This is a genomic window from Halobaculum halobium (genome assembly GCF_030127145.1).
Taxonomy (GTDB): domain Archaea; phylum Halobacteriota; class Halobacteria; order Halobacteriales; family Haloferacaceae; genus Halobaculum; species Halobaculum halobium.
Genome location: NZ_CP126159.1, coordinates 39,034 through 55,604 on the forward strand (window position 1 = coordinate 39,034; position 16,571 = coordinate 55,604).

Annotated in this window: 12 protein-coding genes and 3 pseudogenes; 12 read left to right on the plus strand and 3 right to left on the minus strand. The window is 61.5% G+C overall.

All coding sequences use genetic code 11. From position 1 onward, the window contains the following. Window positions 1-237: 237 nt before the first annotated feature. The 8 genes from P0Y41_RS15195 (at window position 238) to P0Y41_RS15230 (ending at window position 7,296) form a co-directional block, all read left to right on the plus strand. On the plus strand, window positions 238-1,431 hold the full coding sequence (locus P0Y41_RS15195; RefSeq protein ID WP_284063623.1) for an MBL fold metallo-hydrolase: 1,194 nt from the start codon (window positions 238-240) through the stop codon (window positions 1,429-1,431). 209 nt (window positions 1,432-1,640) lie between these two features. After that, the gene (locus P0Y41_RS15200) at window positions 1,641-2,147 is read left to right on the plus strand and encodes a universal stress protein (protein WP_284063624.1); all 507 of its coding nucleotides are present in this window, start codon (window positions 1,641-1,643) and stop codon (window positions 2,145-2,147) included. Between the two features lie 212 nt (window positions 2,148-2,359). Further along, window positions 2,360-2,605 carry a sulfurtransferase TusA family protein gene (locus P0Y41_RS15205; RefSeq protein ID WP_284063625.1) on the plus strand — a complete coding sequence of 82 codons (246 nt, stop codon included), beginning with the start codon at window positions 2,360-2,362 and terminating at the stop codon, window positions 2,603-2,605. Further along, the gene (locus tag P0Y41_RS15210) at window positions 2,598-3,743 is read left to right on the plus strand and encodes an NAD(P)/FAD-dependent oxidoreductase (RefSeq protein ID WP_284063626.1); all 1,146 of its coding nucleotides are present in this window, start codon (window positions 2,598-2,600) and stop codon (window positions 3,741-3,743) included. Before P0Y41_RS15205 ends, P0Y41_RS15210 begins: the two co-directional genes overlap by 8 nt. Next, window positions 3,743-4,408, plus strand: coding sequence for a helical membrane plugin domain-containing protein (locus P0Y41_RS15215; protein ID WP_284063627.1), 666 nt, complete (start codon window positions 3,743-3,745; stop codon window positions 4,406-4,408). The genes P0Y41_RS15210 and P0Y41_RS15215 overlap by 1 nt, the downstream gene beginning before the upstream one ends. A gap of 20 nt (window positions 4,409-4,428) precedes the next feature. Further along, window positions 4,429-5,604, plus strand: a complete 1,176-nt coding sequence (locus P0Y41_RS15220) for an NAD(P)/FAD-dependent oxidoreductase (protein WP_284063628.1) — start codon at window positions 4,429-4,431, stop codon at window positions 5,602-5,604. 1 nt (window position 5,605) lies between these two features. Next, on the plus strand, window positions 5,606-6,535 hold the full coding sequence (locus P0Y41_RS15225) for a DUF1641 domain-containing protein (protein ID WP_284063629.1): 930 nt from the start codon (window positions 5,606-5,608) through the stop codon (window positions 6,533-6,535). A gap of 158 nt (window positions 6,536-6,693) precedes the next feature. Beyond that, window positions 6,694-7,296, plus strand: a complete 603-nt coding sequence (locus tag P0Y41_RS15230; RefSeq protein ID WP_284063630.1) for a hypothetical protein — start codon at window positions 6,694-6,696, stop codon at window positions 7,294-7,296. Between the two features lie 451 nt (window positions 7,297-7,747). On the opposite strand, the pseudogene P0Y41_RS15235 reads toward P0Y41_RS15230, so the two are convergent. The 3 genes and pseudogenes from P0Y41_RS15235 to P0Y41_RS15245 all read right to left on the minus strand — a co-directional run. Next, window positions 7,748-7,952: pseudogene (locus P0Y41_RS15235) on the minus strand (transcription initiation factor IIB family protein); the annotation flags it as partial. A gap of 3 nt (window positions 7,953-7,955) precedes the next feature. Then, window positions 7,956-9,032 carry an SDR family oxidoreductase gene (locus tag P0Y41_RS15240; protein WP_284063648.1) on the minus strand — a complete coding sequence of 359 codons (1,077 nt, stop codon included), beginning with the start codon at window positions 9,030-9,032 and terminating at the stop codon, window positions 7,956-7,958. After that, window positions 9,029-10,584: pseudogene (locus P0Y41_RS15245) on the minus strand (succinic semialdehyde dehydrogenase). Before P0Y41_RS15245 ends, P0Y41_RS15240 begins: the two are co-directional and overlap by 4 nt. Before the next feature lie 1,125 nt (window positions 10,585-11,709). Between P0Y41_RS15245 and P0Y41_RS18070 the strand changes: the two are divergent. The 4 genes and pseudogenes from P0Y41_RS18070 to P0Y41_RS15265 all read left to right on the plus strand — a co-directional run bounded on the left by P0Y41_RS18070 (window position 11,710) and on the right by P0Y41_RS15265 (window position 16,215). Then, window positions 11,710-11,866: pseudogene (locus P0Y41_RS18070) on the plus strand (DUF7563 family protein). Between the two features lie 378 nt (window positions 11,867-12,244). Beyond that, window positions 12,245-13,477 carry an MFS transporter gene (locus P0Y41_RS15255; RefSeq protein ID WP_390214266.1) on the plus strand — a complete coding sequence of 411 codons (1,233 nt, stop codon included), beginning with the start codon at window positions 12,245-12,247 and terminating at the stop codon, window positions 13,475-13,477. A 594-nt stretch (window positions 13,478-14,071) separates the two neighbouring features. After that, complete coding sequence (locus P0Y41_RS15260) at window positions 14,072-15,868, plus strand: hypothetical protein (RefSeq protein ID WP_284063649.1); 1,797 nt, start codon at window positions 14,072-14,074, stop codon at window positions 15,866-15,868. Between the two features lie 56 nt (window positions 15,869-15,924). Continuing rightward, entirely contained in the window at window positions 15,925-16,215 is a 291-nt protein-coding gene (locus P0Y41_RS15265) for a hypothetical protein (protein WP_284063634.1), read from the plus strand. Window positions 16,216-16,571: the final 356 nt, after the last annotated feature.

The following is a 16,571-nucleotide window of genomic DNA, read 5'->3' on the forward strand; positions in this document are numbered from 1 at the left end:
TTGCACTGCCAAAAGGTATTGTGCACTATTTACAAGACAGATTCTATCGGTTGCAGTGTTTTACTTACTATTCAATAGTACTTAGCCTGCGGTCAGCAGTCCCCAGGCCGATAACACCCTCTAAAGCGCCCTCAAAGAGAATTTTCGACGTGAGCACGGCTATCTCACACGGCACCCTCGGCAAATGGTCTTGGTTGTATTGCGCAATATTTATTATTCCGACTCCCATTGAGTCTCGTGATGGCAGACGAATTTCCCGAGCCGGAGGTCGAGGTCGAATCGATCGCACCAGAGGATCTCAAGAGCCGCATCGATGCCGGCGAAGAGGTCACGCTGCTTGATTCGCGGATGACCTCCGACTACGAGGAGTGGAAGATCGACGGCGAGAACGTCGACTCGATTAACATCCCGTACTTCGAGTTCTTGGAAGACGACATCGACGACGACGTTCTCGATCGGATCCCCGACGATCGGGAGGTAACCGTCCTGTGTGCGAAGGGCGGGGCCAGCGAATACGTCGCCGGCGCCCTGAAGCAGCGCGGCTACGACGTGAACCACCTCGAGGAGGGGATGAACGGCTGGGCGCGTATCTACGAACGCGAGGAGGTCACGGAGTACGACGGACCCGGCTCCGTCTACCAGTACCAGCGGCCCTCGTCGGGCTGTCTGGGCTACCTCCTCGTCGACGGCGACGAGGCGGCCATCGTCGACCCGCTGCGCGCGTTCACCGACCGGTACCTCGAGGACGCCGAGGAACTGGGCGCAGATCTGACGTACGCGTTCGACACGCACATCCACGCCGACCACATCAGCGGCCTCCGCGAACTCGCCGCGGAGGGCGTCGAGGGCGTCATCCCCGAGAACGCCGTCCCGCGCGGCGTCACGTACGCCGACGAGATGACCACGGCGGCCGACGGCGACGAGTTCGACGTCGGCGACGCGACCGTCGAGACGATCTACACCCCCGGTCACACCAGCGGGATGACCTCCTACCTGCTCGGCGGCAGCCTGCTCACCACCGGCGACGGGCTGTTCATCGAGAGCGTTGCTCGTCCCGATCTCGAGGAGGGCGACGACGGAGCCCCAGCCGCCGCAGAACAGCTGTACGACACGCTCCAGGAGCGCGTGCTGACGCTGCCTGAGGAGACGCTCATCGGCGGCGCCCACTTCAGCGACGCCGCCGTCCCGGCCGACGACGGGACCTACACCGCGCCAATCAGTGATCTAAAAGCGCGGATGGACGCGCTCAGTTACGACAAGGAGGAGTTCGTCGAAACCGTCCTCGCCGACATGCCGCCGCGTCCCGCGAACTACGTGGATATCATCGCGACCAACCTCGGCCAGCAGGACGCCGACGACGAGGAGGCGTTCACCCTCGAACTCGGCCCCAACAACTGCGCCGCGAGCACGGACGCAATGACGAGCGACTGATCGCCGGCGGTACCCTGTGACCGCCCAAGTGTTCCCACCCTCTTGACCGACCGCTTCAGCGGGTCACCCCGAATTCCGCTGGTGTGGTCGATTTCCCCCTTTGGGAATCTGACAGTGTGAGTATCGAGGCCAGCTTCCACTCCGTATTCGACCGAGAGTATTGCACAGATTACGAAAGATAGATACCACCCTGAAGTTTTCTTGCACATATGGGATTGGTAGTTCCTTACGACGGATCGACGCTCTCGGACGCAGCGCTCGTCCGCGCGAACCAATTCGACTGCATCCTCGAAGAAGGTGTGACCGCAGTGACGGTGATTCCCAAAGGGAACAGGACATACGCCCGGGATCACGGGTGGATCGGGTCTAATGAGACGTACGACACCGATGTGATCGTTGAGACACTCCGGCAGTCGGTGCATGCCATCGTACCCGATGCTCGCTTCGAACCGATCTTCGTGGGTAGTCACGCGCCGTTCGGAACGATCGCAGGCCGAATCCGACGGTTCGCACGCGACAACGACACGAGCATCGTCTTTCTTGGGAGTGACAACGCCGGGCGGATGGTCGGATCGCTGAGCGTCGGAGGGGCAGTCACAGCGGACAAGACCTACGACACGATGATCATCTCCCAATCAATCCCAGCGGAGATCGAGAAACTCGAGGAGGAACTCCCCTGTGACGAACTGTTGGCTCGCGCCACCGTCGACAACTAACGCCGACGACGCCGACTAACACCGGCAGTCCCGTTCGCTCCGTCCGTCCGTCCCGACTGTTGTCATCCGCCCCTCCGATACGTTCACCGATCGATCGTACAGTCGTGTGTGAGTTATACACGCTGGCTGCCCGCCGAGAGCGCGAAGTTGTCGTGTGCCAACTCAAAACCGATGTGACGCGGTCGCTTGCATCCGCCACGGAGCGATACTGAATGAGCGACGCACAACTCGAGGCCGACGTGACGGTGAACGCGGTCGGATCGTCGTGTCCCGGCCCGATGATGGAACTGATCGGGAAGGTCAAAGACGTCGATCCGGGGACGCTGATCCGACTCCAGAGCTCGAACGAGGGCACCGAACCGGACGTGTCGGAGTGGGCCGAGACGTCCGGGAATGAGCTGGTCGAGGTGGTCGACCACGGCGACCACTGGGACCTGTACGTACGGGTCGATGACTGAGCGCGTCGTCATCGTCGGTGGCGGGACCGCCGGGTCGGTGCTCGCGAACAACCTCGCTGACGAGGTCGCCGCGGAGATCGACGCGGGCGACGTCGAGGTTGTCCTCGTCAACGATCGCGAGGAGCACGTGTACAAGCCGACCTGGCTGTACGTCCCCTTCGGAGAGAAGACGCCCGAGGACGCGAAACGACCACTCGACGACCTGATCGACCGGCGGGTGGATCTGCTGATCGACCGGGTCAGCGCCGTCGACACCGACGCCGAGACGGTGTCGTTCGAAGGGAGCCGCAGCGATCTGGCGTACGATCACCTCGTGCTCGCGATGGGCGCGCAGGTAACGCCCGAGGAAACGCCAGGGCTGGCGGAGGGCGGCCACCACTTCTACGGGCCCGAGGCGACCGAGGAGCTCCGCCAAGAACTCGCGGAGTTCACCGAGGGGCATCTCGTGATGTCGGTCGTCGGCGTGCCGCACATGTGTCCGGTTGCGCCGCTGGAGTTCCCGCTCATCGCGGATACCTGGCTCCGCGAGCGGGACCTGCGCGAGGACGTCGACATCACGTACACCTATCCGATCAATCGCGCTCACGGGATCCAGTCGGTCGCCGACTGGGTCGGGCCGCTGATGGAAGAACGCGATATCAACGTGGAGACGTTCTTCAACCCCGAGCGGGTCGATCCCGACGAGCAGGTCGTCCACACCGTCGAGGGGCGAGAGCTGTCGTACGACCTGCTGGTGACGATCCCGCCACACGACGGCAGCGACATCGTCCGGGACGCCGGGCTCGGCGACGACGGCTGGGTCGACGTCGACCCGGCGACGCTGGAGGCGACACACGCCGAGAACGTGTACGCGCTCGGCGACATCGCGGACCTGCCGACGAGCAAGGCCGGCAGCGCGGCCCACTACGCGGCCACGTCGCTGGCCGACCGGCTGGCCAGCGTCGTCCGCGGTCACCGCCCGACCGCCGAGTACGACGGGAAGACCGTCTGCTTCATCGAGAGCGGCGAGGACGAGGCGACGTACATCTCCTTCGACTACGACGAGGAGCCGACGCCGAAGCAGCCCTCGAAACTGATCCACTGGTCGAAACTCGGGTACAACCAGTCGTACTGGCTGACCGCTCGAGGGGTGTTGTGATGAGCGCGCTCGACGGCGGCGACGGCGGCACGGACGCCGACGCGGAGTCGCTCCCGCCGGAGGTCCGTGAGGCGATCGCGGACAATCCCGAGACCGTCGCTGCCCTGCTGGAGCAGTCGGGGCAGCTGTCAACGCTGCTCGACGCGCTCGCGCTCATCGAGGACAGCCTCGACGATGAGATGGTCGAATCGCTCGCCGGCGACGCGACGACGCTCGGACTGGCGGCGACCGAACTCGCCGACAACGGGACGGTCGAACTCGGCGCGGCCGTCGGAGAAAACGGCGACGAACTCGCCGCGGCCGTCCGCCGCGTCGCGGTGCTCCAGCGGACCGGGACGCTCGACCGACTCACGGAAGTCGCCGACGCGGTCGCGCTGTTGACGGACGCGATGGACGACGAGATGATCGAGACGGTCGCGGCGACCGGCACCTCGCTGGGCGAACTCGCCGACACGGCGACCGACGACGAGGTCAACCGGGGCATCGTTCGGATGCTGGAGGGCGTCGGCGCGGCCGGATCGGCGGAGGCCGAGCCGGTCGGCCCCATCAGCTTGCTCGGCGCCTTGCGCGACCCGGAGGTGAAAGCCGGGATGGGGTATCTCGTCGCGGTCGCCCGCGGCATCGGCGCTGCAGGTCCCGAACCCGACGGATCGAACGACGACTGACTACCGAAGCCACATTCACCATGACAGCAACACGACCGAACGTCCTCATCCTCGGCGGCGGCGCCGGGGGGACGATGACAGCGAACGCGCTCCGTCGGCGCATCGACGCCGACGTGACCGTGATCGACAAGAGCCGGACGCACAGCTACCAGCCCGCGTACTACCTGATCCCGTTCGACTACATGGACCTCGACGAGCAGCAGCGAAACACGCGTGACCTCCTCCACAAGGAGGTCGAGTTCGTCCATGACGAGGTTGTCGGGATCGACCCGGACGAACAGACCGTCGCAGGAGAAGCGGACTCTTACGAGTACGACATCCTCATTTCCGCGGTCGGGAACAACCGCCGACCGGACGCGATCCCGGGGATGCTCGAAGGCTGGAACCGGACGGACTCGGTGTACCCGTTCTATCACGCCTCTGCCGCACGAGCGTTGGGCGACGCTGTCGACGAGTTCGACGGCGGGCGCTTCCTCGTGACGGTTCCGGACACGCCGATCAAGTGCGGCGGCGCACCGCTGAAGCTCACGATGCTGATGGAGGAGTACCTCCGGAAGCGCGGCGTTCGCGAGGACGCCGAGATCGTGATGACCAAACCGGGATCCGAGGTGTTCGGAACCGGACCGAAGGCACCGTACCAGGAACGGATCGAAGAGATCTGGGAGGACCGCGACATCACGTTCGTGCCCGACTTCACCGTCTCCGAGGTCGACTACGAGAACCAGACGGTCCACTCGGAGGAGGGCGACTCACTCGAGTACGACCTGTACGCGCCGGTTCCACCCCAGTACGGCCACGAGTTCGTCGTCGAAAACTCGCCGCTGACCGACGGTGGCGAGTACGTCTCCGTCGACGACAACACGCTCCAACACGAGACGTATTCGAACGTCTTCGCGCTTGGCGACAACGCCGACGTGCCCACCTCCCGGACCGCCTCGGCGGCGCGCAAGCAGTCGCACGTCGTCGTCGACAACGTCGAGCGGTTCCTCGAGGACCGGCCGCTGGCGCCGGAGTACGACGGGTACACCGCCTGCCCGATCCTCACTGAGAAGGGGAAGGCGATGATCGCGGAATTCGACTACGAGGACTCCATCTCCGCACCGGTCGTGAGCCGGCTCAACTGGATCCTCGACATCAACGTGATCCCGTCGCTGGACTGGAACGTCTGGATGCGCGGATACGACCCGGTTCCCTGACATGAGTGAATCACCACCCGACGCGGACGCGTTCGCGACCGCCGCCGGCGGCGATGCCAACTTGGAGGCGTTGGCCGCCCGCGTCGACGCGCAGGCGGATGATCTGATCGCGCTGTTAGACCTACTCACGGTCGTCCGCGGGCTGAGCGACGAACTCGTGCCGGAACTGCGCACGGCCGTCTCGGAGAATCGCGAGCCGCTGGCGGACCTGCGGACCTCCCTGGAGAACGAGGAGACGATGCACCTAGTCGAGCAGGTGGGCGACAACGCCGACGCGCTCGCGGACCTGCTCGATCTGGTCGTCGTCGCCCAGGACCTCTCGGCGGAACTCGTCCCCGAGTTGCGCACCGTCGCCGCCGAGAACCGCGGCGAGATCGCCAAGCTTCGCGTCGCGTTCGAGCGCGAGGAGACGCTGGTGCTGTTGCGACAGATCGGCGACAACACCGACACGTTCCTTGACCTGCTGTCGACGCTTGAGGTCGCGAGCGGCGCCCTCGCGGATGTCGCCCCGGAGGACGAAGCGGCCGCCGAGGCCGCCCGTGAGGACGTGCGCCGCCTCGCGACGGCGTTCGACCGCGCGGAGTCCGTCGACACGCTCGTCGCGCTCGGGGAGAACATGGACACCGTCCGCGGGCTGCTCGCGCTCGTGGAGGGCTTCGGCGACGCCGCCGACCGAAGCACCGAGGAGTACTACCGGCTCGGCACGCAACTGGGCCAGGCCGCCGACGTGGCCGAGCGCGCGAGCGATCCCCGGGTTATCGAGACGCTCGACGCCGGCGCGAGCGCCTTCGCCGACGAGACGGCCGACCGCCGGGTCGGTCTGTTCGGGCTGTTCTCCGCCCTCCGCAACGACGACGTGCAGCGGACGCTCGGAACCCTCGTCGATGCAGCCGAGCGGGTCGGGCGAACGCGCAACTCCGGTTCAGAGTGACGACGCGTTCCCCGCGGCCGTCCGTCCAGCCGTCGCGGTGTCGCTCGACGTCTCGGTTGGCACGCACTCGACCGCGAGAGCAACACCGAAGTACGACACCAGCCAACGCCAGTTCGTGACAGTCGACGAGCGCCAGACGAGGCCCGGGAGGCACCGCGATGGCTGAGAAGGGCCCGATCGATGTAGGAACGTTCACACCGGTGTGGACCGCCGGCTGGCAGTGGCCGTGGGCGGTGGTACTGGCACTACTGCTGGGCGGCAACTTCGTCCTCGCCGCCGATCGGATCTATCTGGGGGCCGCGATCCTGATCGGCGGGCCGGCGCTCGCGGTCGCGGGGGTCCGAGCGGTGAAGCGCGGCGCCGCCGAGGCGCTCGCCGACGCGGAGGCGGACATCAAACGCGCGGCGGTCGCGGCCCTCGACACCGACCCGGACCGGACTCCGACGTACACGATGACCGCCGCCGGCGATTCCGTCATCGGGATCGACGAGTCCAAACAGTACCGGGTCACGGTCGTGGCCGTCGGCGAGTCGGCGTTGACGATCCGCCCGGACGCCGAGGCGAATCTGCTCAACACGAGTTGGACGCTCGGCGCCGACACCGAGGAGCTACCGTACGACCGGATCGTCGGCGTCGACTACACCGACGGGGCGGTGCACGTCCGGTTGACCGACGGCGACAACCTGTCGTACCCAGCCGACCGACGCCCAGACGACTTGCTGTCGGTGATCGAGCGACGGCGATCGGCTGCCGGTGTGTGATCCATTCGTCAGCGGCACAGGGCGTCAGTCCGATAAACAAGCACCTGGACGACTGCGAACCGGCCGGCCTGTCCGCACACGATTTCGACGCGGTCGATCCTCTCAAGAGCACTTCAACGAGACTCTACCCCCACTCGGAGTTCGTGTTCGTCTTCATTGGGTTTGCTGATGACGCGCAGGATTCCGGCTGACCCCTCGAAACACGCTCCCTCGTATGGCAAGACACTGATGTGGTCCTCACAGAGAACTGATTCCTCATCCTTTAGCTGAATCTCGATTTCGAACTGCACACTATCGGGCCCGTCCGATGAGAGAATACGACCAAGATGTGCTTCTGCTCGTGTACCTGTCGGCCGCGTACCCGCTCCCCGGACTCTTTCAGTTCGGTGGTATCGCCACGGTCGAACTCTCGTGGCTGCCGTACACGCTCGGCGCCGAACACGCCGTACTCGTCTCGATGGGTGCGTACGTTCTCGCCCTCGAGGCGTTAGTCACGTCTACGGCATCGGGTTGTGTCAGCCATCGTCCCTCCTCACGACCGGCCTTATAGAGATAGGCCGGGGCGACCCCGGCAGGATGGACGACCGTCGTCACGCCGCGCTTCTCGGCCTGCTCGGAGAGCGTTCGGACCGCTGTCGGATCCCATCCGGCGACTCTCGTCAAGTCATCGCGTCGGACCGCGCATCGTTCGTTCGTGCGTACTCGACGAGCACGTCCACGTACGATGCGAAAGGTGGACACCGGATGCCACTCCCCGCGAGTGCGCGGCGAGTCGCAGGGTTGGCGTACCGTGTCGGGAGCGTGAAGTAGTCGAGCGTCTCCGGCGGAATGCCCGTCACTGAGCGGACCGCCCGCGACCCGAGCAGGCGCTTCCCAACGCCTAGGGTGGTCGGGACGCGAAAAACCTGGGTGTTCGTAGCGTCGGCGAACAGTCGCGTGAGTTCGGGGATGGTCGGCGGATTGGGGTCACAGAGCTGGTAGACTGCACCGGGTTCACCATGCTGGCTCAGGTGGTCGATCGCATCGACCACGAAGTCCCGTGGGACGACGTTCAACTCCGTCGAGTCCGCCCCCGGGAACCACGGGAGCGGAGCGACGCCCGGACAGCGCTGCAACCAGCGCAACACGTAGTACGGACCGTCGTATTTCTCGGTTTCCCCCGTTTCGCTGTGCCCGACGACGATGGCGGGCCGGTACACGGTCGCCGGGAATCCCTCATCCATGCGCTCTTGTACCAGGCGCTCGGCTTCGAACTTCGTCGCCTCGTAGTGGTTGTTGAACGACTGCCCCACGTCGAGGTCCGATTCGGTAAACACGCCGTCGTAGCGGCCGCTCACGTAGCAGGTGCTCACGTATTGGAACTCCTCGACATCACAAGCGGTGGCGAAATCGAGGACGTGCTGAGTCCCGTCGACGTTGACTGCTTCGCCGACCGCTCGACTCACGCCCAAGTCGTACACAGCAGCGAGATGGAATACCTCCCCGACAGCGGCGTGAAGTGCGCTTTTGTCCTCGGCGGTGAGTCCGAGCCCCTGCTCGGTGATGTCCCCTTCGTAGAGGCTGACGTCCGCCCGCCAGTCATCGCCGGCAATCTCGGCCGCGCGGACCTCGGCGGCCGCCCGGTATTTCGGCTGGACGAGACAGTGGACCGTCTCAGTTCGAGTCACGAGCCGCTCAACTAGGGACGCCCCGAGGAAGCCAGGGAACCCCGTTACGAACACCTCCGGGGTGGTCACCGCAGCCACCCCGGAAGTCGCTTGAGAAGCTTCGAGAAACTGCTCATCAACCGTGCCCAGACCCAGTCGGGAAGTGGTCCCGGCCCGATTTGGATCCCCCGTTGGACCGCCACCGTCTGGGCCTCTGTGTACTTCAACAACCCTTCGTCACCGTGTCGCCGACCGATACCCGAATCACCCATCCCGCCCATCGGCGCATCCACCGACGCCCATGCAGCCGCGTAGGCTTCGTTGACATTCACCGTGCCGCAGTCGATGCGTTCAGCAACGCGCTCACCGCGGTTGCGATCGCCCGTCCAGACAGATGCATTCAGCCCGTATCGAGAATCGTTCGCCCGTTCGACGGCTTCTTCGACGTTCCCGACCGGGTAGAGGCTCACCACTGGCCCGAACGTTTCCTCATCGTAGAGGGTCATCTCGGGGGAGACAGCCGACAACACCGTCGGTTCGTAGAAGTATGGGCCCACGTCCGGCCGAGGCCGCCCCCGACGAGTACCTCGGCACCCTTCTCGATGGCGTCGGTCACGTGGCGTTCAGTCTTGTGCAGTTGTGCGGCGGACTGCAGCGATCCCATATCTGGCCCGTACGCGAACCCAGTTCCAAGGTTGAGATCCCGGGTCTCAGCGACGAAGGCGTCGCGAAAGTCTTCATAGACAGACTCGTCGATATAGAGCCGCTCGGTGCTGATACAGAGTTGGCCCGCGTTCGGGAAGCAGGCACGGATTGCCCCACGAGCTGCCTTCCGTGGGTCAGCGTCGTCGAGGACCAGCAGCGGGTTCTTCCCACCAAGTTCGAGCGAGCAGTCGATGAGCGCACGCCCCGCGCGTTCGGCGACACTCCGCCCCGCCTCGGTCGATCCGGTGAAACAGACGTAATCGACGCGGTCGACGAGTTCGGCCCCCACCCGTTCACCTGTCCCGGAAACGACCTGAAACAACTTCGGCGGGAGGCCAGCGTCGACGAGCAGCCGGCGAGCCAGTAACGCCGTATGGGTGGTCTCTTCTGCGGGTTTCAACACCACGGCGTTGCCCGCGAGCAGCGCCGGCAGTGCGTCAGAAACCGACAGCGTGACGGGATAGTTCCACGGCGAGATGAACCCGGCTACTCCCTTCGGCCGACGGTGAACCGTGGTCTTCGTCAGCCCCGGGATGGCCCCACTTCGACGCTCGCTCTCGAGTAGTTCCGGGCCAGCATCGGCGTAATGGTTGGCTGTCTGGACGACGTCAAGCACTTCCTCGAAGGCGTCCCGCCGAGTCTTTCCCGTTTCCAACTGCGCGATATCGAGTAGCTCGTCCTGTGCATCGAGCACCCGGTCGGCATATCGCTCCAGAATGGCCGCCCGCTCGGTCACCGGACGGTCGGCCCACGACGCTTGTGCCGCCTCAGCCCGCCCGACGGCGGCCTCGACATCCGCCTCAGTCCCTGCGGGAATCGATGTGAAAGGGTCGCCGCTAAACGGCGCGATAACGTCCAACCGCTCACGCTCACCGGTTACAACAAGGGCTTCACGGAGCGATTCGAGTCGGTCCCTTCCGACTCGGCTTTTGTGCATACAGGACCTACATAGAGACGGAGTATAAACCGCGGTGAAGCGGTTCATCGATCGTCTTCTTCATCGAACGCGATACAGCCGTCGGTTGACCGCTCGGGTACGTTTGATGTGGGAGTGGTGCTCTTGGACGACGGACCGGAGTGCCTAGAGGATCATCTCAGCAGCCAGCGGCGAAATATCGATGAACCCGCTGCTCGAGAGACAGTCAAGCGACTGTAGAGCACCGGTGAGGTACCGCTCGTACTCACGGACGTCGAAACGGTACGTATGCAGCTTTGCTTCGAAACAGATCTACCAGACGTTGCGGCGACAGAGGCGTTCACCTGTCTCGAAGCGCTCTTCGAGAACTCTCCTGATATGATCGACCGACAAGCGACAGACTGTCGCGTCAGTTACAACTTGACCGTGGCCAGATCCGCTTCCAACTCCGCCACAGCTTCGCTGTACGCTTCGACGAATCCACGAAGCTGGGGCACGTACTGGCGAACGTCGGCCGCCGATGGAGCGTCGTACTGCGAGAAGAGTAGGCGCCGCCACTGGCGCCCGCCCGAAGGTAGAGACGCCGTCGCGGTCCCATTTCAGATCCCAATGGACACCGTCGACGCGGGCGGCGTAGGTGCCGTAGTCGTCCCCCCTCGTAGCGGTGGAGTTTCCCGGCGATCCGATCGCAGGCATCGTAGACGGCGTCAAGCGCGCGGTCGCGCTCGGCGACGACTAGTCTCGGTGGTCATCGCCTCCGCGTAATCAGGCGAGACGTTGTCGAGAACGCCCCAGCGAGTCCACGGGGCGTTAAACCCGCGGACAAAGGCGTCGTCGTCGGCCAGCGCATCTCCTCATCGACAGCGGGGCCCGTTTTACAGGCGTTCGTCAATGAGAACCCACTCCGAAGGATATCTCGTCGCTGCCGAAGAGTCGCCGGTACCCGAGAGTACCGGAGGCGTCTGTCACAAAGACGTGTCAGCTCAGGTGTCGTTCAGAGACTTCCGAGTTCAGTTTTGTTGGTATGCTGACGACGTGGACTCCATCTATTGAGCAATCAGCCAACCGGATATCTCTGCGCTGTTGGTGCGTCTTCCTCATGAGAATGGACAAAAGACCTAAGAAATCCCACTCAAAGGTTTTCGTATGGCGACTTGTGGAAACTGTGAGGGCTTCGTTACGCAGCGGTATGTCGATGTGTTTGCGCCGACTGGCTCAGATTCTGTTCGGGTTTTGTCCAAACTGCGAGGACATCATCCGCGACGGCAATGGGGTCAGAGAAGCACGCAGTTCGAGGCAGTGACCGTTGTTGCTGACAATACCGATTAAAAAATAGGGAAGATAGGTAGCTATCGTACGACGATCAGTCCCCCTCGGTGCTGGGAAACCGATCAAGATGTAGCGCAATTGCTCCACCACCTCAAAGAGTGATATCCTCATTGGGTTGCCATCGGAGTCCTCTCCTTGACGAAACCTAGCGGCCTTCCGAACAATCTCTTCGTAGAACGGCACGGAGGCGCGATATTCCGGTGCTTTTGATTTTTGGTTACTAACAGGACAAGCTCAGCGGATCGTTAGATACTGATCAATGGCCCATCAGTTCAATCGTTCCTGTATTCGTCTACCGGCGAATCGATAATAACAGGACATACTTGTCGGCTCGCCATGGCCCGAGGTGGAGATGGCTGGGCGTGTACGAGACGGGAGTAGTCGAGTGTTCTCCGGTGCCATCCTGAAGTACTATCTCTACAAGTCGACGAAAGCTGTCGAGTTTTATCGGCCAATTATGTATCTGTTCTTCCTGGCTCAAGGGCTTTCGTTTACCCAGATAGCGATTTTGGAGGCGATCTACAACCTGACAACGCTGCTCGGGGAAATCCCGACCGGCTACATCGGCGACCGTGTCGGGCGACGCAACAGCTTACTCCTCGGAACAGCTTTGATCGCAGTGACGCTGTTCGGTATCGGGCTTTCCAACTCGTTTCTTCCGTTGGCGGGGCTCTACGTCTGCTGGTCGATGGGGTACAATTTCCGCTCCGGCAGCGAGGACGCATGGCTCTACGATACTCTCACAGATGACCTCTCGGAGGACGAATTTGCCCACGTCAGGGGGCGTGGCGAATCGGCAGCGTTGGCGGTCGGCGCGGTAGCAGCGATACTCGGCGGCTATCTCGGGAGTATCGACCTCTCGTACCCGTGGTTCGTCGCGGCGGCAGTCACCAGCATCGGTGTCGGGGTACTGCTGACGATCGATGAACCAGAGGCGTACAGGCAGACTGAGACCGACACACTGAGTCTTCGCCGAACGGTTCGTATCGTGCGGGATGTCCTCGCTCGTCGTCAATTGCGTGCGTTCCTGCTGTATTACTACGTACTGTACGCTGCAGTCACTTACCTCGTGTTCGTCTTTCTCCAACCGATCTTCGAGACGGTCGTTCTCGATCTTGGGATAGCTGAGCCGCAGGTCGAAGCGTTGCTAGGGTGGTTCTATGCAGCGTACAGTCTCGTCGGCGCAGTCCTCAGCTATTACACGGGGGCGATCAAGGAGACGGTCGGCGTTCAAACATGGTTTCTGGTCATCCCGTTCGCTGTCGGCGGGGCGTTGGTCGGGATGTACTTCATGCCCGTCCTCGCGCTCCCGACGTTCCTCCTCATCCGTGGGGTGTCGGACGTCACCCGTTCGTTCGCCGGCCAGTACATCAACGACCACGTTGAAACGCTCGGTCGGGCGACCGTGTTGAGTGCGATGGCGATGGTCAGCGGCCTAGCTGTCGTCCCATTCCAGCTCGGGAGTGGCGTCATCTCCGACGTCGTCTCACCGCTGTTTGCGCTTGGAGTCGGTGGAGTGGTTCTCGTCATCGGAGCAGCGGCTATTCTCCTGTGGGGAGGTCCGCTCATCGCAGAGTCGGGTTGACCGGTTGGACCTCTCAGGAGTATTTAAAAAGTAGAATTCAGTTTGATCAGCTGTCCAGATGGGCGAACCGGCGAACCTCTGTAATACCTGTGGTCGCTGACAATCTCATACGACACTCTCACACACCTGTGAGAAGGTTGGTCGGCATCTTACGGTAAGGCCTGAAAGCTCTCACACTGTTGGTAGCGGTTTCAGACTACCCCGGCAAGCACGTGCTTGCTGTCTTGTGACACCACCAAGGGAAGGCGCACAGTTAGAGTTGCCAACGTGGTGGTGAGTCCCCGCAGTTGGTCCGTTGCTTCTAACGGGCAGCCACATACCTCACGTGATACTAATGCCCAATAATTTATACATGGTTCCATTGTATCAGCCACGCATCACGGAGCTAGCATGCGAATTCCAATAGTCGCTGTCTCCCCGAGATAGCCACCACTCTCCGATGAACCAGACCTACTCCACAGACGCTTACCCTGTATGACCCAACAGTATCGCTCAACGTTCGCTTTCATCGGGGCCTGTCTCGTCATCGGGACACTTGCGTTGACCCCTGCAGTTGCTGGTACTTCCGTACCAACCTCTCCCTCTTCTGCCGACATGACGGAAGCAAGCACTTCCGACGGTGCCGTGAAAGGAAGCGGCGCCCAGCTTGAATCACCGCGCCCCCAGGTCTCTGACGCCATCCCGGAAGAACGGGTGATTCCAACCACAGTTGAGATCAGACGGCTCAATGAAACCAATACAGTTCACTTCACATATGAATTCGATCTTCCCAGTGACACGGTCGAATTCAGAATCACCGATATCGACTATATTGAGAGGTACTCCGTGGTAGAGACGACTGGGTTCGAAGACAATCAAAAATTAACGTGGGATACCACGACAGCTGCGCCCTCACTTACGATCGCACATCCGCTTCCCAACGACTCAAACGCTGGGATGCACCGTGTCACCGTTCCGTCTCCGTCGGGAGAGGTTCAGCGTGAGGATCCCCCTGATGAGCGGTTTGTCGACTCAGTGTACGAAGAGCCCGTCGGGTTTCACCTAGACACAACCATCGAGGTTCATGGTGAGGGTGACCTCGCAGCCCAGTATTTCGTCACTGGTTCATATACAAAATACTCTGAACGGGCGGATGGGAAGGTGATCTCACTGTACGTGCCTGAACGGGTCGAAATGGCAGTCTCGCCGGAGACAGCTATCAAGGCACTTGCGGCAACTGAACGGACAATCCAAGGTGATCCGCAGCGAGACGTTTCTGTCTTCGTTCTAGAGGGCCAGTTTGGAGCTGGGGGGGCAGGGCGATCAGATGCAGTTGTTCAAGCGGGGTCTCCGCTTTCGATTTATGTTCATGAAACCGCTCATATCAATGAGATCACATTTTATGATAGAGATATGGCGTGGTTCACCGAGGGCAGCGCTACCTACTACGGATCATCTTTCGAGCCTGACGGCGGCCAACTCAGGTGGAAGCCTGCCACAATTCTTCGCAAAACCGATCCGGACACGAAGTGGCCACGGGGAGACCATCACGAGGATAGCACACTTGGTGACGCCGACACCTATGACCATCGCACTAGTTATGAGAAAGGCTCACGACTGCTGTTCGCACTGGATGTGAAACTCAGAGAGGCAACAGATGGTGAGGCGACGATACACGACGTGATGTATCGAGTCAATCAGCGCAGTGGACAGGGCAGCCTGAACTACACCGAGTTCCGGGGTATCGTTGTTGACCTCGGCGGCGAAGATCTGGGTACTTGGCTTGATCCCTACGTGCTGACTTCACAGAACCCACCGCAACCCAACGCCAGTGTGTTTGGGCCCACACCAAGCTTCGCCGAGGGTACGACTAACACCAGCGGCGATGCACGCGAGACGTACGAATTTACCATCACGATTCCGTCTGGCGACCAAGCGCGCCTTGACTCGGTCACAGTATCGATCGAATCACGGTGGTCAACGGTTACCGCTGTCGTTGCAGATGAAAATAATGATGGGCGTGTGAGGGTCCAGTTCCAGCCGTATGGGCCCGATGGTGGCACCGTTTTGCAACCGACCGACGCTGCAGATGAACTGACCCTCACGGAGGGCGGGTTGGAGGAACCAGTTGCTTCCGAGGTTCTGCAAATCAAACTGCAAGTGACGGATACAACCGGCTCCTATACACTAGCCACGCGGTCGATTACGTTGGAGTCAATACCAACGACGACACCACAGTCGGAACCATCTCCGACACAGGACGGAGATAGCTTCGCGGCCCTCGGGATCGATCGCTTACAGAATCACCTCTATACGTATGCGTCCAAGCTCCCCCTATTTAACGCGGTACTCGGGGTGCTCCTTTGTAGTGCTATTGTTGGTCTTATGATAAAAGGACGATATGTAGAGTAGTGGCTGCTGGATACGGAATCACCGGTTCTTAGGCGTGATCCGACACAGGTGAAGACATGGAGTATTCGGATGCATTTGAATCGGATCTTGAAGATTTAGAGGATGCGGCAATTCAACTCGTCACAAAGACAGAGGACAGACTTGAGCACGAACGCCGGTTCGCCGCCATTCTGGATCACATCGTGAACACGTATCCGATCGAGTGTGAACAAGTTGTGACGCACACGAAAACCGTTGCTCGCATCTGGGAGACGAGAACGCACGCGACAACCGCCAGCAAACACACCGACACGGTGCATCAAGCGTTTCTGGATGGAATCTGTGACGACTACGATCCAGTGTATTGAGGATTTGGTTTAGACCCTGTTCGTTGCCTCATTGGTCCTCTACTCTCTCGATGAGGCCTCCACTGTTAACATTCGTCGGAGTGATCCCAAATTCCGAGTATAGCCGCTGTAGTTGATGGGCGAGCAGTCTGACGTTTGTGTTCTCAGGATGGGGTGACTCTTCGATGAATTCTTTGAGAGAATAAATCTCAAACAGGATCGACTTCGGATCGTCGGGAGTATTACTGTTAGTCAGCATGGGCCGGACATCGTCGAAGCGGGGGTCTTCAGAATGGATTGGCCGCCCTGCTCGAAGATCCGCGATAGTGACATCCGTACTCTCGTCTCTAGCATCGTCCAGCGTCAACCCATCAGAT